This window comes from Sphingomonas ginsenosidivorax, from assembly GCF_007995065.1.
Lineage (GTDB): Bacteria > Pseudomonadota > Alphaproteobacteria > Sphingomonadales > Sphingomonadaceae > Sphingomonas > Sphingomonas ginsenosidivorax.
Window position 1 is genome coordinate 3,801,829 of the sequence record NZ_VOQR01000001.1, and the last position, 17,528, is coordinate 3,819,356.

The 17,528-nt window shown below is 69.0% G+C and carries 17 protein-coding genes; 10 read left to right on the top strand and 7 right to left on the bottom strand.

From position 1 onward, the window contains the following. Positions 1-62: 62 nt before the first annotated feature. The 5 genes from pheS to FSB78_RS17550 all read left to right on the top strand — a co-directional run bounded on the left by pheS (position 63) and on the right by FSB78_RS17550 (position 6,581). A complete protein-coding gene (gene pheS, locus FSB78_RS17535; RefSeq protein WP_199743303.1) occupies positions 63-1,157 on the top strand; it encodes a phenylalanine--tRNA ligase subunit alpha in 1,095 nt (364 codons plus the stop codon). After that, positions 1,154-1,285, top strand: coding sequence for a hypothetical protein (locus FSB78_RS19690; protein WP_277872727.1), 132 nt, complete (start codon positions 1,154-1,156; stop codon positions 1,283-1,285). Before pheS ends, FSB78_RS19690 begins: the two co-directional genes overlap by 4 nt. Next, entirely contained in the window at positions 1,282-3,720 is a 2,439-nt protein-coding gene (gene pheT / locus FSB78_RS17540; RefSeq protein WP_147083823.1) for a phenylalanine--tRNA ligase subunit beta, read from the top strand. Before FSB78_RS19690 ends, pheT begins: the two co-directional genes overlap by 4 nt. Positions 3,721-3,831: 111 nt before the next feature. Then, positions 3,832-4,707 carry an aldose 1-epimerase family protein gene (locus FSB78_RS17545; RefSeq protein ID WP_147083824.1) on the top strand — a complete coding sequence of 292 codons (876 nt, stop codon included), beginning with the start codon at positions 3,832-3,834 and terminating at the stop codon, positions 4,705-4,707. Between the two features lie 305 nt (positions 4,708-5,012). After that, positions 5,013-6,581 carry a peptide chain release factor 3 gene (locus tag FSB78_RS17550; RefSeq protein ID WP_147083825.1) on the top strand — a complete coding sequence of 523 codons (1,569 nt, stop codon included), beginning with the start codon at positions 5,013-5,015 and terminating at the stop codon, positions 6,579-6,581. Positions 6,582-6,678: 97 nt separating this feature from the next. Here FSB78_RS17550 and FSB78_RS17555 read toward each other — a convergent pair whose 3' ends face one another. From FSB78_RS17555 to rpmF, 5 genes are all read right to left on the bottom strand, one after another. Continuing rightward, on the bottom strand, positions 6,679-7,089 hold the full coding sequence (locus FSB78_RS17555) for a MerR family transcriptional regulator (protein WP_147083826.1): 411 nt from the start codon (positions 7,087-7,089) through the stop codon (positions 6,679-6,681). A 3-nt stretch (positions 7,090-7,092) separates the two neighbouring features. Continuing rightward, complete coding sequence (locus FSB78_RS17560) at positions 7,093-7,389, bottom strand: integration host factor subunit alpha (protein WP_147083827.1); 297 nt, start codon at positions 7,387-7,389, stop codon at positions 7,093-7,095. Positions 7,390-7,458: 69 nt separating this feature from the next. Beyond that, the gene (locus tag FSB78_RS17565) at positions 7,459-8,427 is read right to left on the bottom strand and encodes a beta-ketoacyl-ACP synthase III (protein WP_147083828.1); all 969 of its coding nucleotides are present in this window, start codon (positions 8,425-8,427) and stop codon (positions 7,459-7,461) included. Continuing rightward, complete coding sequence (gene plsX, locus FSB78_RS17570) at positions 8,424-9,452, bottom strand: phosphate acyltransferase PlsX (protein ID WP_147083829.1); 1,029 nt, start codon at positions 9,450-9,452, stop codon at positions 8,424-8,426. The genes FSB78_RS17565 and plsX overlap by 4 nt, the downstream gene beginning before the upstream one ends. Before the next feature lie 110 nt (positions 9,453-9,562). Further along, positions 9,563-9,742, bottom strand: coding sequence for a 50S ribosomal protein L32 (gene rpmF, locus FSB78_RS17575; protein ID WP_147083830.1), 180 nt, complete (start codon positions 9,740-9,742; stop codon positions 9,563-9,565). Positions 9,743-9,951: 209 nt separating this feature from the next. Between rpmF and FSB78_RS17580 the strand changes: the two genes are divergently transcribed. Further along, positions 9,952-11,571, top strand: a complete 1,620-nt coding sequence (locus FSB78_RS17580; RefSeq protein WP_147083831.1) for a M28 family metallopeptidase — start codon at positions 9,952-9,954, stop codon at positions 11,569-11,571. 252 nt (positions 11,572-11,823) lie between these two features. Here the strand turns inward: FSB78_RS17580 and FSB78_RS17585 are convergent, their stop codons facing one another. Further along, positions 11,824-12,480 (bottom strand): MBL fold metallo-hydrolase, encoded by a 657-nt coding sequence (locus FSB78_RS17585; protein ID WP_147083832.1) that lies wholly within the window; start codon positions 12,478-12,480, stop codon positions 11,824-11,826. A 77-nt stretch (positions 12,481-12,557) separates the two neighbouring features. Here FSB78_RS17585 and pabB point away from each other — a divergent pair, with 77 nt between their 5' ends. The 4 genes from pabB (at position 12,558) to msrA (ending at position 16,690) form a co-directional block, all read left to right on the top strand. Beyond that, on the top strand, positions 12,558-14,291 hold the full coding sequence (gene pabB / locus FSB78_RS17590; protein ID WP_199743215.1) for an aminodeoxychorismate synthase component I: 1,734 nt from the start codon (positions 12,558-12,560) through the stop codon (positions 14,289-14,291). A gap of 47 nt (positions 14,292-14,338) precedes the next feature. After that, entirely contained in the window at positions 14,339-15,538 is a 1,200-nt protein-coding gene (locus FSB78_RS17595; RefSeq protein ID WP_147083833.1) for a pyridoxal phosphate-dependent aminotransferase, read from the top strand. A 298-nt stretch (positions 15,539-15,836) separates the two neighbouring features. Next, positions 15,837-15,980 (top strand): hypothetical protein, encoded by a 144-nt coding sequence (locus FSB78_RS19345; RefSeq protein ID WP_199743216.1) that lies wholly within the window; start codon positions 15,837-15,839, stop codon positions 15,978-15,980. 50 nt (positions 15,981-16,030) lie between these two features. Next, positions 16,031-16,690, top strand: a complete 660-nt coding sequence (gene msrA / locus FSB78_RS17600) for a peptide-methionine (S)-S-oxide reductase MsrA (protein WP_147083834.1) — start codon at positions 16,031-16,033, stop codon at positions 16,688-16,690. Positions 16,691-16,830: 140 nt separating this feature from the next. Here msrA and pdeM read toward each other — a convergent pair whose 3' ends face one another. After that, the gene (pdeM, locus tag FSB78_RS17605) at positions 16,831-17,493 is read right to left on the bottom strand and encodes a ligase-associated DNA damage response endonuclease PdeM (RefSeq protein ID WP_147083835.1); all 663 of its coding nucleotides are present in this window, start codon (positions 17,491-17,493) and stop codon (positions 16,831-16,833) included. Positions 17,494-17,528: the final 35 nt, after the last annotated feature.

Below are 17,528 nucleotides of genomic sequence, written 5' to 3' on the forward strand. Positions count from 1 at the left end.
CCCCGCCTCCGCGGGGATGACGAAGTTAGGATTGCGACACTGTGACCAACGACCTCGACCAGATGCGCGAACACATGCTGACCGCGATCGCCGCGTCGCCCGGGCTCGATGCGCTCGAGGCGTGCCGCGTCGAGGCGCTCGGCAAGCAGGGCACGATCACCGCGCTCCTGAAGACGCTCGGCAAGATGAGCCCCGACGAACGCCAGGTGCAGGGCCCCGCGATCCAGGGCCTGCGCGAGGCCGTCGCCACCGCGATCGCCGACCGCAAGGCGACGCTCGAACGCGCCGCGCTCGACGCGCGCCTCGCGAGCGAGACGCTCGACATGACGCTGCCTGCCGAGGCGCTGCCCGCCGGCACGATCCACCCGGTCAGCCAGGTGATGGACGAACTCGCGGAAATCTTCGCCGATCTGGGCTTCGCGGTCGCGACCGGGCCCGAGATCGAGACCGACTGGCACAACTTCTCCGCGCTCAACATTCCCGAGACGCATCCGGCGCGCGCGATGCACGACACCTTCTACCTGCAGCAGGGGATCGACGCGAAGGCCGCGGGCACCGCCGACGAGAAGACGACCTTCTCGCTGCTCCGCACGCACACGTCGCCCGTGCAGATCCGCACGATGCTGAGCCAGAAGCCGCCGATCCGCATCATCGCGCCGGGCCGCACCTATCGCTCGGATTCCGACGCGACGCACACGCCGATGTTCCACCAGGTCGAGGGCCTCGTGATCGACAAGGGCATCACGCTCGGCCATCTCAAATGGACGCTCGAGACGTTCGTGAAGGCGTTCTTCGAGCGCGACGACATCGTCCTGCGGATGCGCCCGAGCTATTTCCCCTTCACCGAACCCTCGGTCGAGATCGACGTCGGCTACACGCTGGTGAAGGGCAAGCGCGTCATCGGCGGCGCCGAGCCCGATGGCTGGCTCGAAATCCTCGGCAGCGGCATGGTCCACCGGAAGGTGATCGAAGCGTGCGGGCTCGACCCCGAGGAATGGCAGGGCTTCGCGTTCGGCTGCGGGATCGACCGCCTCGCGATGCTCAAATACGGCATGGACGACCTGCGTGCCTTCTTCGACGGCGATATCCGCTGGCTCAAGCATTACGGCTTTTCGAGCCTCGACGTCCCGACGCTGAGCGCTGGGGTGGGGGCATGAGCTTCACCAATCTTCGTCACCCCAGCGAAGGCTGGGGTCTCCCCGTTGGTGACCACGGCACCAGCCCCAGCAAGATCCCAGCCTTCGCTGGGATGACGGCAGTCATCGATACGGACATCGGCGCATGAAGTTCACCCTCAGCTGGCTCAAGCAGCACCTCGATACCGACGCGACGCTCGACCGGATCGTCGACGCGCTGACCCGGATCGGCCTCGAAGTCGAAGGCGTCGAGAATCCCGGCGAAAAGCTCGCCGCGTTCAGGATCGGCAAGGTGCTCAGCGCCGAACCGCATCCGCAGGCCGACAAGCTCCAGGTCCTGTCGGTCGACGCAGGCAACGGCCCGCTCCAGGTCGTCTGCGGCGCCCCCAACGCGCGCGCCGGGCTGGTCGGCGTGTTCGGCGCGCCCGGCGCCTATGTCCCCGGCCTCGACGTGACATTGAAGGTCGCGAGCATCCGCGGCGTCGAATCGAACGGCATGATGTGCTCGACGCGCGAGCTGGAACTCGGCGACGACCATGACGGTATCATCGAGCTGCCCGACGACGCGCCGGTCGGCACGCCCTATCCCGATTATGCCGGGCTGACCGATCCCGTGATCGACGTCGCGATCACGCCCAACCGCCAGGACTGCATGGGCGTCCGCGGCATCGCGCGCGATCTCGCCGCGTTCGGGCTCGGCACGCTCAAGCCGCTCGTCGCCACCCCGGTGGCGGGCGAGGGCGCCGGCCCCGACGTGCGCACCGACGACCCCGAAGGCTGCCCCGCCTTCTTCGCGCAGACCGTCTCGGGCGTCACCAACGGCGACTCCCCCGACTGGATGCGCCGCCGCCTGACTGCGATCGGCCAGAAGCCCATTTCCGCGCTCGTCGACATCACCAACTACGTGATGATCGACCTCGGCCGCCCGCTGCACGTCTACGACCGTGCCAAGCTCACCGGCGGGCTCGTCGCACGCAAGGCGCAGGCGGGCGAACAGGTCGTCGCGCTCAACGGCAAGACCTACACGCTCGACGCGACGATGACCGTCATCGCCGACGACACCAGCGTCCACGACATCGGCGGCATCATGGGCGGCGAGCATTCGGGCGTCGCGCCCGAGACGACCGACGTGCTCGTCGAATGCGCCTGGTTCGACCCCGACCATATCGCGCGGACGGGTCAGAAGCTGCTGCTCACCTCCGACGCGCGCAGCCGCTTCGAACGCGGCGTCGACCCGGCGTTCCTCGACGACGGGCTCGCGATTGCGACCGCGCTGGTGCTCGAGATCTGCGGCGGCAGCGCGAGCGGCGTCACGCGCGCCGGCGAACCGCCGGTCGCGCCGCGCCTCGTCACCTACGACCCGCGGCTGTGCGCGGACCTGGGCGGGCTCCACGTCGCGCCCGAGCGGCAGGCGCGGATCCTGCTCTCGCTCGGCTTCTCGGTCGGCGCGATCACCACGCCCGACGCCTATAGCGACGCGCTGTTCGCGACGATCGCGGGCGCCTGGCCGGTGACGATCCCCAGCTGGCGCCGCGATGTCGACGGCCCCGCCGACCTGGTCGAGGAGATCGTCCGGATCGTCGGGATCGACAGCGTCCCCTCGACCCCGTTGCCGCGCATGCCGGGCGTCGCGACCCCCACCGCGACGTCCGAGCAAAAGCTCGAACGCCGCGCCCGCCGCGCCGCCGCCACCCGCGGCCTCGACGAGGCGGTGACGTGGAGCTTCCTGTCCGAGGCGGAAGCCGCGCCGTTCGGCGGCGGCGCCTGGACGCTCGCCAACCCGATCAGCGAGGACCTCAAGGTCATGCGCCCGTCGCTGCTGCCCGGCCTGCTCGCGGCGACCGCGCGCAATCTCAAGCGCGGCGCGCAGACCGTCCGCCTGTTCGAGATCGGCCGCCGCTACCGCGCCGAAGCCGAGCGCCCGACCTTGGGCGTGATCCTCGCCGGCGACCGGCGCGCACGGGGCTGGCGCGAGGGCAAGGCTGCCGGCTTCGACGCGTTCGACGCCAAGGCGGAGGCGCTCGCTTTGCTCGCCGCGGCGGGCGCACCGGTCGACAATCTGCAGGTCATGCCTGTCCTGAGCGCAGCCGAAGGGGGGGAGGCGGGCGATGCCTGGCACCCGGGCCAGTCGGGTACGCTGCGCCTGGGACCCAAGACGATCCTAGCCAGCTTCGGCATGCTGCATCCCTCGGTGCTCAAGGCGTTCGACCTCGACGGGGCGGTCGCGGGCGTCGAACTCTATCTCGACGCGATCCCGCCCAAGCGCGCGTCGGGCTTCATGCGCCCCGCCTACACCCCGCCCGCACTGCAGGCCGTCCGCCGTGACTTCGCGTTCCTCGTTCCGACCACACTCGCCGCCGACTCGCTGGTCCGCGCGGTGAAGGGTGCGGACAAGGCGGCGATCGTCTCGGCGCGCGTGTTCGACGTGTTCACCGGCGCGGGCGTCGAGGACGGCCACAAGTCGGTCGCGGTCGAGATCGTGCTGCAGCCGACCGCCAGGAGCTTTACCGACGAGGAGCTCAAGGCGGTGGCGGACAAGGTCGTTGCGGCGGCGGCGAAACAGGGCGCGAGCCTGCGGAACTAGCATCGTCACCCCGGACTTGGTCCGGGGTCCACCGTTGGTCTTGCCCAACGGCTGGTTGCTCACGCGGAACGGTGGATGCCGGAACAAGCCCGGCATGACGGAGGGATTGGAATGAACGAAATGATCACGATCGCATCGGCGGACCTGACGGCGGTCATCAACCCGTTCGGCGCCGAATTGACGTCGCTGAAGGACGCCGCCGGTCGCGAGCTGATGACGAACGCCGATCCCGCCTTCTGGACCGGCCGTGCGCCGCTCCTCTTCCCCGTCGTCGGCGTGGTGAACGATGGCGTGATCCGCCTCGACGGCCGCGACTATCCGATGCCCAAGCACGGCTTCGCGCGCCGCTCGGCCTTCACGGTCGTCGACCAGACCGCGACGTCCGCCACCTTCCGCCTGACCGACAGCGACGAGACACGGGCCGCGTATCCGTTCGCCTTCGCGCTCGACATCGTCTTCACGCTCGACGGCCCGACGCTCTCGATCGACGCGCAGGTCCGCAACCCCGGCGACGTGACGCTACCGGCGAGCTTCGGCTTCCACCCCGCCTTCGCCTGGCCGCTCCCCTACGGCCAGGATCGCGCCGTGCACCGCATCATGTTCGAATCCGAAGAGCCCGACGCACTCCGCGTGATCGCCTCCGACGGCACGATCGCCCGCGAGGAGCGCGTGTCGCCGCTCGACGGCCGCGACCTGTTCCTGCGCGACGACCTGTTCGCGACCGACGCGCTGGTCTGGGACGACGTGAAGAGCCACGCGGTGATCTACGGCGCCCCGCAAGGCCCGCACCTCGCCATCGCCTTCCCCGACACGCCGAAACTCGGCATCTGGACCAAGCCCGGCGCCGCCTATGTCTGCGTCGAACCCTGGCACGGCATCGCCGACCCCAGCGGCTATACCGGCGACTACCGCGACAAGCCGGGCGTGTTCGAGGTCGCAGCCGGTGACACGAAGCATATCGGCATGAGCGTGACTTTGGTGCCATGATCGAAATCCTCCCCTGCAAGGGGAGGTGGCAGGCCGAAGGCCTGACGGAGGGATGTCTCCGCTGAAAAAGGCCCCCGCATAACCACCGGGGTCACCCCTCCGGCGCTGCGCGCCACCTCCCCTTGCAGGGGAGGATGCGTGCAGGCTGTCCTACACGCCCCACATCTGCCAAGAGCACGCCACATGACCACCGCGTCTCTTCTCCTCGCCCCGTCCGCCGAAACCGGCGCGCGGGGGCGAAGGGAGGGGGGACGTAGCGTGAACTTCCTCAACTTCCGAGCCGAATCGGCTCGCCGGATCCCCTCATGACCATCTCCCCCCGCCGCACCTTCGCGATCATCTCGCACCCCGACGCCGGCAAGACGACGCTGACCGAAAAGCTCCTCTATTTCGGCGGCGCGATCCATCTCGCCGGCGAGGTGAAGGCGCGCGGGGCGAACCGTCGCGCGCGCTCCGACTGGATGAAGATCGAGCAGCAGCGCGGCATCTCGGTCACCTCGTCGGTGATGACGTTCGAGCGGAACGGCATCACCTTCAACCTGCTCGACACGCCGGGCCACGAGGATTTCTCGGAGGACACCTATCGCACGCTGACCGCGGTCGATTCCGCGGTCATGGTGATCGACGCCGCCAAGGGCATCGAGCCGCAGACGCGAAAACTGTTCGAGGTCTGCCGGCTGCGCAACGTGCCGATCATCACCTTCGTCAACAAGGTCGACCGCGAGGGCCGCGCGCCGTTCGAGCTGCTCGACGAGGTCGCCGAGATGCTCCAGCTCGACGTCTGCCCGATGAGCTGGCCGGTCGGCATGGGCGGCGAGTTCGAGGGCGTGTACGACCTCTACGCCAACACGCTGAGCCGCCCCGAAGGCGACAGCCGCGAATATCTCGGCAAGCCGATCCCCTTCACCGACCTCAACGACCCCAAGCTCGCCGACATCCTCACCCCCGACGGCCTCGAAAAGCTCGTCGAGGAAGCCGAGCTCGCGCAAGGCGGCTATGCCGCGTTCGACGCCGAGTCCTACCGCGCGGGCAACCTGACCCCGGTCTATTTCGGCTCGGCGCTGAAGGATTTCGGCGTCGCCGAACTGATCGGCGCGCTCGCCGACTATGCGCCCGAACCGCGCCCGCAGCCCGCCGAGCCTGCCCCCGTCAGCCCCGACGGGACCGAGGTCACCGGCTTCGTCTTCAAGGTCCAGGCGAACATGGACCCCAACCACCGCGATCGCATCGCGTTCATGCGGCTGTGTTCGGGCGTGTTCAAGCGCGGGATGAAGCTCACGCCGTCGGGCTCGGGCAAGCCGATCGCGGTGCATTCGCCGATCCTGTTCTTCGCGCAGAACCGGGAGCTCGCCGACGAGGCGTTCCCGGGTGACATCATCGGCATCCCGAACCACGGCACGCTGCGTGTCGGCGACACGCTCAGCGAAAAGGCCGACGTCCGCTTCACCGGCTTGCCGAATTTCGCGCCCGAGATCCTGCGCCGCGTCGTGCTCAAGGATTTCGCCAAGACCAAGCAGTTGCGCAAAGCGCTCGACGACATGGCCGAGGAGGGGGTGACGCAGGTCTTCTACCCCGACATCGGCTCGAACTGGATCATCGGCGTGGTCGGGCAGCTCCAGCTCGAGGTGCTGCTGAGCCGGCTCGACGCGGAGTACAAGGTTGCGGCAGGACTCGAGCCCGCGCCGTTCGACACCGCACGCTGGGTGAGCGCGGCCGAGCCCGCCGACCTCAAGGACTTCATGGACCAGAATCGCGGCGCGATGGCGAAGGACCGCGACGGCAACCCGGTGTTCCTGGCGAAGAGCGCGTGGGAAGTCGGCTACATCGCCGACCGCTATGCCAAGGTGAAGTTCGCCGCCACGCGGGAACGGTAGCGCCACCGTCATGCTGAACTCGTTTCAGCATCCACCTACCCGCAGTCGCTAGCGCCCGCGGGTAGGTGGACCCTGAACCAAGTTCAGGGTGACGGGATCAGACCCCATCCTCCGCCAGTGCCCGCGCCAGCAAATCCCGGATCGCGCGCAGCGTGTCGATCGGCGTGGCCACGTCGTCGCCGGCCTCCTTGGTCAGCAGCTGCTGCACGCCGCGCACGGTATAGCCGTCGCGGTTCAGCAGCGCGTCGATCTTTCGCACCAGCCGCGCATCCTCGGGCCGGTAATAGCGGCGGTTGCCGGCGCGCTGCAGCGGGCGCAGCTGCGGGAAGCGCGTCTCCCAATAGCGCAGGATGTGTTGCGGCAGCCCGGTCTCGCGCGACAATTCGCCGATCGTCCGGAACGCGGTGCTGGTCTTGCCGCTCTTCTGATCGAGGGCCTTCTGGCCGCCGCCCTTCTCGTCGCCGCCCGCTTGATCGCCGGCCCTGTGATCGACTGGCGAGTCCGCCATGCCTTACCCCGCGCCCACGATGCGTTCGCGCATCATCTGGCTGGCGCGGAAGGTCAGGACGCGGCGTGGCGCGATCGGCACCTCAATGCCCGTCTTGGGATTGCGACCGACGCGCTCACCCTTGTCGCGCAGCACGAAGGTGCCGAAACCGGAGATCTTGACGTTCTCGCCCCGCGACAGCGCCCCGCACATCTCGGCCAGGATCTGCTCGACGATCTTCGAGGAGTCCGCGCGCGACAGGCCGACTTCGCGGTGCAGCGATTCGGCAAGATCAGCTCGTGTCAACGTCCCTGTGGTCATCGATACTCTCCCCGGCCAAATGACAATCTACACACGGCCGTACCGGACCGAAAGCGCTTTATGAACCGCCTAGAAGCGGACGACCGCCGCGCCCCAGGTGAACCCGCCGCCCATCGCTTCGAGGACGACGATCTGGCCCTCGCGGATCCGCCCGTCGCGGACCGCGACGTCGAGCGCCAGCGGCACCGACGCGGCCGAGGTGTTGGCATGCTGGTCGACGGTCACGACGACGCGCTCGGGCGCCAGTCCCAGCTTGCGCGCGGTGGCGTCGAGGATGCGGGCATTGGCCTGGTGCGGCACGACCCAGTCGACGTCCGACGCTTCGACACCCGCCATCGCGAGCGACTCCGTCATCACCGCGGCCAGGTTGGTGACCGCATGGCGGAACACCTCGCGGCCCTTCATGCGCAGCTTGCCGACGGTGCCGGTGGTCGACACCCCGCCATCGACATAGAGAAGCTCGTTGTGGCGACCGTCGGCGTGCAGCTTGGTTGTCAGGATCCCGCGCCCGCCCTCGTCCGGCGTGTCCTGCGCCTCGAGCACGATCGCGCCAGCGCCGTCGCCGAACAGCACGCAGGTGGTGCGGTCCTCCCAGTCGAGGATCCGGCTGAACGTCTCGGCGCCGATCACCAGCGCGCGCTTCGCAACGCCGCTGCGGATCATGCTGTCCGCGACCTGCACCGCATAGAGGAAGCCCGAGCAGACCGCCGCGACGTCGAATGCGACGCAATCGTCGATGCCGAGCATCGCCTGCACCTTGGTCGCGGTGCTCGGGAAGGTCTGGTCGGGCGTCGCGGTCGCGAGCACGATCAGCTCGATATCCTGCGCCAGGCACCCCGCCGCGGCGAGCGCGGCCTTGGATGCGTCATAGGCGAGCGTACCGGTGGTCTCGTCGGGACCGGCGAGGTGACGGAATCGGATGCCGGTGCGCTCGACGATCCACTCGTCGCTGGTGTCGACCTGCTCGGCCAGCTGCGCGTTCGACACGCGGCGGGCGGGGAGGGCGGAGCCGGTCCCGGTGATCACGCTGCGGATCACGCGGCCTTCTCCAGCGTACCCAGATCGTCGGCGATGCGGCGGATCAGGTCGTTCTTCACCATCTTGGCGGCGTTGCCGATCGCGGTCGCGACCCCGCGCTCGTTGGCGCCGCCATGGCTCTTCACGACGATGCCGTTGAGCCCGAGGAAGACCGCGCCGTTGTGATTGTTGGGATCGAGGTGATCGCGCAGCAACTCGGTCGCGGGCTTGGAGATCAGGAAGCCCAGTTTCGAGCGTACCGAGCTGCGGAACGCGCGCTTGAGCAGGTCGGCGACGAATCGCGCGGTGCCCTCGGCGGTCTTCAGGGCGATATTGCCCGAGAAGCCGTCGCAGACGACGACGTCGACCTCGCCGCGCGACAGCCGGTCGCCCTCGACGAAGCCGTTGAACTGCATGTCGACCGCCGCCATCGCGCGCAGCTGGGCTGCCGCGTCGCGGATCTCGTCGGTGCCCTTCATGTCCTCGCTGCCGATGTTGAGCAGCGCGACACGGGGATGCGCGATGTCGAGCGCGGTGCGCGCATAGGCGGCGCCCATGACCGCGAACTCGACGAGGTTGCGCGCATCGCACTCGGTGTTCGCACCGAGGTCGAGCATCACCATGTCGGTATCGCCGAGGGTCGGCAGCCGCGCCGCCAGCGCCGGCCGGTCGATTCCGGGCAGCATGCGCAGGCTGAGCTTCGCCATCGCCATCAGCGCGCCGGTGTTGCCCGACGACACGGCGGCAGACGCGCGACCCTTCTTCACCAGGTCGATCGCGATGCCCATCGATGTCGTCTTGGCACGACGGATCGCCTGGGTCGGCTTGTCGCTCGACCCGACGACTTCCGGCGCGTGGACGATCTCGGAATGCTGCGACAGGTTCGGATGGGCCTTCAGCCCCTCGCGAATCGCGGTCTCGTCGCCGACCAGCAGGAAGCGCATGCCGGCAAACTGGTTGCGCGCCATCGCCACGCCGGCAAGCATGACTGCCAGCCCGTCGTCGCCACCCATCGCATCGACCGCGATCCAGCCGCTGTCGGGCATGCTACGTCCTTCGCAAGTGCTTAAAGGCTTCGGAAAACGCACGACGACGTGCGTCGTACGGCGGCGGTGCCCATCAACGGACAGCCGCCACCGCCTGTTCCAAAAGCTGCTTAGCCCTGGACCGAGACGATTTCGCGACCGTTATAGTGGCCGCAGGAATTGCACAGGTTGTGCGGGCGCTTCAGCTCGCCGCAGTTCGGGCATTCCTGGAACGACGCGATCGTCAGCGAGTCGTGACCACGGCGCATGCCACGCTTGGAGGGCGATGTTTTTCTTTTGGGGACGGCCATTTCGGCACCTTGTTCTTCTAAAAGGTCGGGGCTCCGATACGCCCGGACGGACAACTCGGCAACCGACGAGAATGTCGGCCGCGCAGGCTACCATACGGCCGGACACATCGCGAAGCGTGGCGCTATAGCGAGAATCGCCCGCGTTGCAAGGGTGCGCGGGGCGTGGCAGGTCCCCCGTTCCCCACAGCCTCTCATAACCAGGGCCACGCATGCTCCGCTACGCCATCACGCTTGCCGCCGTCACCTGCGCGACCGCCGCCCTCGCGCAAGGATCCGCCGCGCGTCTCTCTGCCGACGTTAAGACGCTCGCATCCGATTCGTTCGAGGGTCGTGCGCCGGGCACACCCGGCGAGACGAAGACGATCGACTGGCTGGTCGCGCGGTTCAAGGCGCTGAAGCTCCAGCCCGGTGGCCCGAACGGCGGGTGGACGCAGGCCGTGCCGCTCGTCCACACGCGCCTCGGCGCCGGCACGATGACCGCGGGCGTCCCGCTCGTGCAGGGCCGCGACATCTATGTCAGCACCGTGCGCCCGGTCGCGAAGGTCGCGATCGCGAACGCACCGATGGTCTTCGTCGGCTACGGCGTCACCGCGCCCGAGCGCGGCTGGGACGATTTCAAGGGCCTCGACCTGAAGGGCAAGATCGCCGTCTTCCTCGTCAACGACCCCGATTTCGAGGCGACGCCCGGCGACGATTCGGCGGGGAAGTTCGGCGATCGGCGGATGACCTATTACGGCCGCTGGACCTACAAGTTCGAGGAAGCCGCGCGGCGCGGCGCGGTGGGCGCGCTGATCGTCCACGACACCCCCGGCGCGGGCTATGGCTGGGCGACCGTCACCGCGCCCGCGGGCGAGAATTACGACATCGTCCGCAAGGACCCGAACGCGCGCGTCCTGCTCCAGGGCTGGCTCGAAGGGGCCGCCGCGACCCGGCTCTTCGCCGCGTCCAGCCTCGACCTCGTTACGCTGCGTAAAGCCGCCCGCCGCAGCGACTTTCGCCCCGTCGCGCTCAAACAGGCCTTCTCCGCCGACCTCCCCGTCACCTTCGACCGCGCGGAAAGCCGCAACGTCCTCGCGAAGCTCCCCGGCCGCGGTCATCCGGACGAAGTCGTCATGTTCGGCGCGCACTGGGATGCGTACGGCAAGGGCGCGCCCGACGCGCAGGGCCGCACGATCCGCCCCGGCGCGAACGACGACGGCCTCGGCGTCGCCGGCGTCCTCGAGCTCGCGCGGCACTTCGCCGCGAAGCCCCGCACCGACCGCAGCCTCGTCTTCGCGCTGTGGAGCGGTGAGGAACGCGGGTTGCTCGGTTCGGAGACCTATGCGGTCGACCCGGTCTATCCCGCCGCGAAGACCGTCGCCAACCTGACGCTCGACATATTGCAGACCGCCGGCCCCGCGCGCGACGTGATGCTGGTCGGCGCTGGCCAGAACGACCTCGAGGACATGCTGACCGACGCCGCCAGGGCAAAGGGCAGGGCGGTCACGCCCGAAGCGCTCCCCGAACGCGGGCTGTTCTACCGCGCCGACCATTTCTCGGTCGCGCGCCGCGGCGTGCCGACCTTGCTGCTGATGGCGATCAGCGGCGCGCCCGATCTCGTCAAGGGCGGCCGGGTCGCGGGGCAGGCGTGGCTCGACGGCTACATGAAATGCTACCATCAGACCTGCGACGCCTGGGACGCGAGCTGGGACCTGCGCGGTGCGGCACAGGACGTCGACCTGTTCGCGACGATCGGCGGGAAGCTCGCCAACAGCCGCGCTTGGCCGCAATGGCGCGACGGCTCCGAGTTCAAGGCGATCCGCACCGAAACGGCAGCGGAGCGCCGCTGACACCCCCGTCATGCTGAACTCGTTTCAGCATCCACCGACCCACAACCGCTATCGCCCGTGGTTCGGTGGACCCTGAAACAAGTTCAGGGTGACGGAGAATTGGGGCGGATGACCAGCCAGGCGGTGAAATCCTCCCCTGCAAGGGGAGGTGGCTGGCGCAGCCAGACGGAGGGGTGTCGCCCTCCAATTGGCGTGGACACCCCTCCACCATGCTGCGGATGGTCCCCCTCCCCTTGCAGGGGAGGAACGGCTCTACCCCGCCAGCGCCCGATCGCTCACGAACATGTTCGTCGCGCGCTCATGCGCAAACGTGCTCGCGGCCCCGTGCCCGGGAATGAACGTCGTGTCGCTCCCCAGCGGCCACAATTTCTCGACGATCGACTGCACCAGCACCTGGTGATTCCCGCCCGGCATGTCCGACCGCCCGACCGACCCCTGGAACAGCACGTCGCCGACCTGCGCGAACTTCGACGGCGCGTGGTGGAAGATCACATGCCCCTCGGTATGCCCCGGCGTCTGGTAGACATCGAGCACTAGCTCGCCGACCGTCACCGTGTCGCCCTCGACCAACCACCGGTCGGGTTCGAAATTGACACCGGCGATCCCGTATTTCGGGCCATCCTGGTCGAGCCGCTGCAGCCAGAACCGATCGGCCTCGTGCGGCCCCTCGATCGGCACGCCCAGATCGTCGGCGAGCGCCTTGGCCTCGCCGGCATGATCGATATGGCCGTGCGTCAGCAGGATCTTCTCGGGCGTCACGCCCGCCGCCGCGAGCGCGGCCTTGATCCGCGGCAGGTCGCCGCCCGGATCGACGATCGCGGCCTTCATCGTCGCGGTGCACCAGAGGATCGTGCAGTTCTGCTGGACGGGGGTGACGACGACGATGGAGGCGCGAAGGGGCTGGTTCATGGCGACAAAATAGGCACAGCCGCGCTTTCCGGCAATCGTCGCTTGCGGTTACGCGGGCGCCGCGTGCATCTGGGGCGATGCTGACCGCGCCTTTCGTGCTGCTGGACGATGCCCGCGACGGTGGCGCGGCGCCGCGACTCTATCGTGACCCGCGACGGATCGTCCGCGCCGACACGTCGGCCGAGGTTCTCCCCGCGCTCGAAGCCCTGCGGAAGGCCCGCGCCGACGGCCTCCACGCTGCCGGCTACCTGACCTACGAAGCGGGCGAGGCACTCGCCGCGCGCCCCGTCGGCATGGCGCAGGACGGGCCCTTGCTCTGGTTCGGTCTGTTCGACGGCTGGCACGACCCCGGCGACGTGGCCGCGCTGCTGCCCGACCCCGCCGGCGCGCGTGCGAGCCCGCCGCAGCCGCAGCTCGATGCGCCCGGCTACGCCGCCGCCTTCGCGCGCGTTGCCGAGCTCATCGCGGCCGGCGACATCTACCAGGCCAACCTCACCTTCGCCGCGACGATTCGCTTCGTCGGCGATCCGCTCGCGCTCTACGCGCGGCTCCGCGCGCAGTCGCAGGCGGGCTACGGCGCGCTGATCGACACCGGCGAGCGCCGCTTCCTGTCGCTCTCCCCCGAACTCTTCTTCGCGCTCGAGGACGGCGCGCTCACCTGTCGCCCGATGAAGGGCACCGCGCGCCGCGGCGAGACGCCCGATGCCGACCGCGCGCTTGCCGCGACACTCGCCGCCGACTCCAAGCAGCGTGCTGAGAACCTGATGATCGTCGACCTGATGCGCAACGACCTGTCGCGCATCGCCCGTCACGTCGCGGTCCCCGAGCTGTTCGCGATCGAGACCTATCCGACCGTCCACCAGATGACCTCGACGATCACCGCGACGCTCGACCCGGGCCGCGACGCGATCGACGTCCTCGCCGCGCTCTTCCCCTGCGGCTCGATCACCGGCGCGCCCAAGCAGCGCGCGATGGAGATCGTCGCCGAGGTCGAACACGCACGCCCCCGCGGGCTCTACACCGGGTCGATCGGCCGGCTCGACCCGAACGGCGACGCGATGTTCAACGTCGCGATCCGCACGCTGGAGGTGGACGGCACCACCGCGACGATGGGCCTCGGCTCGGGCGTCGTAGCCGACAGCGAGGCGGGCGAGGAGCGCCGCGAATGCCTCGCCAAGGCCGCGTTCGTCACCGCGGGGCAGCGCCCGCTCGACCTGATCGAGACGATGGCGTTCGATCCCGAGACCGGCATCCCGCTGCTCGAACGCCATCTCGCGCGGATGAAGGCGAGCGCCGATGCGCTCGGCTTCGTCTTCGACCGCCACGCGATGCGCAACGAGCTCCAGGCCGCGACCTTCCGCCTGCGCGAACCGCGCCGGCTCCGCCTGCTGCTCGCCGCGTCGGGCGCGGTCGCGATCGAGGTCGGCAGCCTGCCCCTCTCGCCCGCGCTCGCCGAGGTCGCGATCGTCCCGCTGCCCGTCGACCCGAGCGATTTTCGCCTCGTGCACAAGACCAGCGACCGCAGCTTCTACGATTCGGCGCGTCGTGCGGCCGGCACCTTTGAGGTGCTGTTCGAACATCCCGACGGCACGCTGACCGAGGGCAGCTTCACCTCGCTGTTCGTGCCGCGCGGCGAAACCCTGGTCACGCCGCCCGCCCGCGCGCTGCTGCCGGGCGTGCTCCGCGCCGAGCTGCTCGCGACCGGCCAGGCGGTCGAGGGCCGGCTCACCCGCGCCGACCTGACCCACGGATTCCGTATCGGAAATGCGCTCCGCGGCCTCGTTCCTGCCATTGTTGCAGTTGCGAAATAGCGCGTCGCGGGGCATAGCCGCGCCGCCCCTACCGTAAAGGTTCCGTCATGCACGCCTCCGCCGCTCTCGGCCGCATCAGCCCGTCGCCCACGCTCGCCATCACCAGCCGCGTGCTGGAACTGAAGCGCGCCGGTGTCGACGTGATCGGCCTTGGCGCGGGCGAGCCCGATTTCGACACGCCCGACTTCGTGAAGGAGGCCGCGATCGCTGCGATCCGCGCCGGCCAGACGAAGTATACGAACGTCGACGGCACGATCGAGCTGAAGCAGGCGATCGCCGCGAAGTTCGCACGCGACAACGGCCTGACCTATGCGACCGACCAGATCAGCGTGAACGTCGGCGGCAAGCACACCCTGTTCAACGCGATGGTCGCGACGATCGACCCGGGCGACGAGGTCGTCATCCCCGCACCCTATTGGGTCAGCTATCCCGACGTCGTGCAGTTCGCCGGCGGCGTCCCCGTCATCGTTAAGGCGGGCCCCGAGGTCGGCTACAAGCTCGATCCCGCCGCGCTCGACGCCGCGATCACGCCGAAAACCAAGTGGGTGATCCTCAACTCGCCGTCCAACCCGACCGGCGCCGGCTACACGATCGACGAGCTGAAGGCGCTCGGCGCGGTACTCGCGCGGCACCCGCACGTGTGGATCTTCGCCGACGATATGTACGAGCATATCGTCTATGACGGCTTCAAGTTCGCGACGATCGCGGAGGCGTGTCCCGAGCTGTTCGAGCGCACGCTGACCGTCAACGGCTGCTCGAAGGCCTATGCGATGACCGGCTGGCGGATCGGTTACGCAGGGGGCGCGTCGTGGCTGATCAAGGCGATGGCCAAGCTCCAGTCGCAGTCGACCTCGAACCCGTGCTCGATCGCGCAGGCCGCAGCCGTCGCCGCGCTCAACGGCGACCAGTCGTTCCTCGCCGAGCGCAACACCGCGTTCCAGGGGCGTCGTGATCTCGTCGTGTCGATGCTCAACCAGATCGACGGCATGCACTGCCCGACGCCCGAGGGGGCGTTCTACGTCTACCCGTCGTTCGCCGAGCTGATCGGCAAGTCGACCCCGTCGGGCCGGCTGATCGACACCGACGAGGCGATGGTCGGCTATCTGCTCGACGATGCCAAGGTCGCGGTGGTGCAGGGCGCGGCGTTCGGTCTCAGCCCGGCGTTCCGGATCAGCTACGCGACCTCGGACGCGCTGCTCCGCGAAGCCTGCACCCGCATCCAGACCGCCTGCGCGGCGCTGAAGTAACCGCAATCCTCCCCCGCCAGGGGGAGGTGGCAGGCGCAGCCTGACGGAGGGGGCGGGCAGGGTAACGCCTGTTCCGTGTCCGCCCCCTCCGTCGCCTTCGGCGCCACCTCCCCCTAGCGGGGGAGGATCGAAGAGGGCGCAACCCTGCTCTGCGATGAACGCCCGCATCACGCGGCGTTCACCGGAGCGTTTCTAAAAACGACATTGTGCAGAACCGGGATCGGGACGATCTGGCGGTTACGGCACTGGCGCTGTCCTATCGGGCGGCATCGGCATCGACACTCAAGGGACGCAAACAATGCGCAGCATCATCAAGTCGAGTTTCCTGTGGCAGTTCAGCGGTGGCTTCGTGCTCGGCGCGATCGGGCTGCTCGTGCTCCAGCCGGCAGCGGAAACCCAGGCGCTGCGCACGCATGTCTCGGGCATCGTCCAGGACCGCTGAGGCCTCCCGCAGTCCTTGGCGACGGCCCCCGGGCAACCCATATGTCGTCCATGAAGAACATCCTCCTCACCATCGCCGGCGCGACTGCCCTGCTCGGTTTCGGCGTGACCACCGGCATGGCGCAGGCCGAGCGCGCGGTGGTCATTCCCGCGGTCGCGACCGACGTGCCCGCCACCCCGGGCCGCCAGACCGCGATCTTCGCGGGCGGATGCTTCTGGGGCCTGGAAGCGGTGTTCGAGCATGTGAAGGGCGTCACCTCGGTCACCAACGGCTATGCCGGCGGCACGCGCGCGACCGCGACCTACGACCAGGTCTCGACCGAGAGCACAGGCCATGCCGAGGCGGTCAAGATCACCTATGACCCGCGCCGCGTCAGCTACGGCACGCTGCTGCGCGTCTATTTCTCGATCGCGCACGATCCGACGCAGCTGAACCGCCAGGGCCCCGACAGCGGCCCCAGCTATCGCTCGGCGATCTTCCCGCAGAACGCGGCGCAAGCGCAGGTCGCCCGCGCGTACATCGCGCAGCTCGGCAAGACCCGCGCGTTCGCGAAGCCGATTGTGACCAGAATTGAGACCGGCGGCTTCTATCCGGCCGAGGCGTATCACCAGGACTTCTTCGACCGGAACCCGACGCACCCGTACATCGTCGCCTGGGACAAGCCCAAGCTCGCCGCGTTCCGCAAGGCCTTCCCGACGATCGCCAGCTGACCTTTCCGATCCTCCCCCGCCAGGGGGAGGTGGCGCCGAAGGCGTCGGAGGGGGAGGGCACGGAACAGGTGTTTGCCTCTCCGCCCCCTCCGTCACGCTACGCGTGCCACCTCCCCTGGCGGGGGAGGATTGAGAGTGTCCTACGCCGCGACCGGAAACCGCAGCATCCGGTCCGCAACCGGCACCAGCGCCTCCGCGCCAAGCCCGACCGCGCGGACGATCTCCGGATGATCGACGTCCAGCCCCCCGGTCAGCGCCCCGAACGCGGGCAGGATCAGCTTGGTCGTCGTCGCCACGAAGCACCGCCGCGCCACCTGCTTGCCCCGCACGCGCACGCGCAGCTTCGGGTGGAAATGCCCCGACAGCTCGGGCCGCGTCTCCGCCCGGTCGGCCTCGTGCCGCAGCACCAGCCCGTCGACCACCGCTTCGTCGACCACCTCGCCGCCGCAGCGGTCGAGGATCTGGCGGTCGTGGTTGCCGGTGATCCAGGTCCAGCGCGTCGACCCGGTCAGCGCGCGGAGCATGTCCTGCGCGCGCTCGGGCAACCGGTCGCAACCATCGACGTCGTGGAAACTGTCGCCCAGGCACCAGATCTCGTCCGCGCCCGTCGCCGCGACCAGCGCGGTCAGGTCGGCGAGCGTCGCGATCGAATCATAGGGCGGCAGCATCTGCCCGCGCAGCGCGAACCAACTCGCCTTCTCGAAATGCAGGTCGGCGACCAGCAACGCGCGGCGCGCGGGCCAGAACAGCGCCCCCTGGGGCAACGCCAAAAGCGCGTGTCCGCCGAACGAAAAGGGAACCATCCGCCCGCCATGCCGCCGGTGCTGCTGCGAATCAA

Excerpts from the sequence above, each read along its gene's own strand:
- FSB78_RS17560 (WP_147083827.1), bottom strand. The coding sequence starts at position 7,389 with ATGACCACAGGGACGTTGACACGAGCTGATCTTGCCGAATCGCTGCAC.
- FSB78_RS17555 (WP_147083826.1), bottom strand. The coding sequence starts at position 7,089 with ATGGCGGACTCGCCAGTCGATCACAGGGCCGGCGATCAAGCGGGCGGC.
- pheS (WP_199743303.1), top strand. The coding sequence starts at position 63 with ATGCGCGAACACATGCTGACCGCGATCGCCGCGTCGCCCGGGCTCGAT.
- FSB78_RS17545 (WP_147083824.1), top strand. The coding sequence starts at position 3,832 with ATGAACGAAATGATCACGATCGCATCGGCGGACCTGACGGCGGTCATC.
- FSB78_RS19345 (WP_199743216.1), top strand. The coding sequence starts at position 15,837 with ATGCGCAGCATCATCAAGTCGAGTTTCCTGTGGCAGTTCAGCGGTGGC.
- FSB78_RS17550 (WP_147083825.1), top strand. The coding sequence starts at position 5,013 with ATGACCATCTCCCCCCGCCGCACCTTCGCGATCATCTCGCACCCCGAC.
- pheT (WP_147083823.1), top strand. The coding sequence starts at position 1,282 with ATGAAGTTCACCCTCAGCTGGCTCAAGCAGCACCTCGATACCGACGCG.
- pdeM (WP_147083835.1), bottom strand. The coding sequence starts at position 17,493 with ATGGTTCCCTTTTCGTTCGGCGGACACGCGCTTTTGGCGTTGCCCCAG.
- plsX (WP_147083829.1), bottom strand. The coding sequence starts at position 9,452 with ATGCCCGACAGCGGCTGGATCGCGGTCGATGCGATGGGTGGCGACGAC.
- msrA (WP_147083834.1), top strand. The coding sequence starts at position 16,031 with ATGAAGAACATCCTCCTCACCATCGCCGGCGCGACTGCCCTGCTCGGT.
- rpmF (WP_147083830.1), bottom strand. The coding sequence starts at position 9,742 with ATGGCCGTCCCCAAAAGAAAAACATCGCCCTCCAAGCGTGGCATGCGC.
- FSB78_RS17585 (WP_147083832.1), bottom strand. The coding sequence starts at position 12,480 with ATGAACCAGCCCCTTCGCGCCTCCATCGTCGTCGTCACCCCCGTCCAG.
- FSB78_RS17595 (WP_147083833.1), top strand. The coding sequence starts at position 14,339 with ATGCACGCCTCCGCCGCTCTCGGCCGCATCAGCCCGTCGCCCACGCTC.
- FSB78_RS17580 (WP_147083831.1), top strand. The coding sequence starts at position 9,952 with ATGCTCCGCTACGCCATCACGCTTGCCGCCGTCACCTGCGCGACCGCC.
- pabB (WP_199743215.1), top strand. The coding sequence starts at position 12,558 with ATGCTGACCGCGCCTTTCGTGCTGCTGGACGATGCCCGCGACGGTGGC.
- FSB78_RS19690 (WP_277872727.1), top strand. The coding sequence starts at position 1,154 with ATGAGCTTCACCAATCTTCGTCACCCCAGCGAAGGCTGGGGTCTCCCC.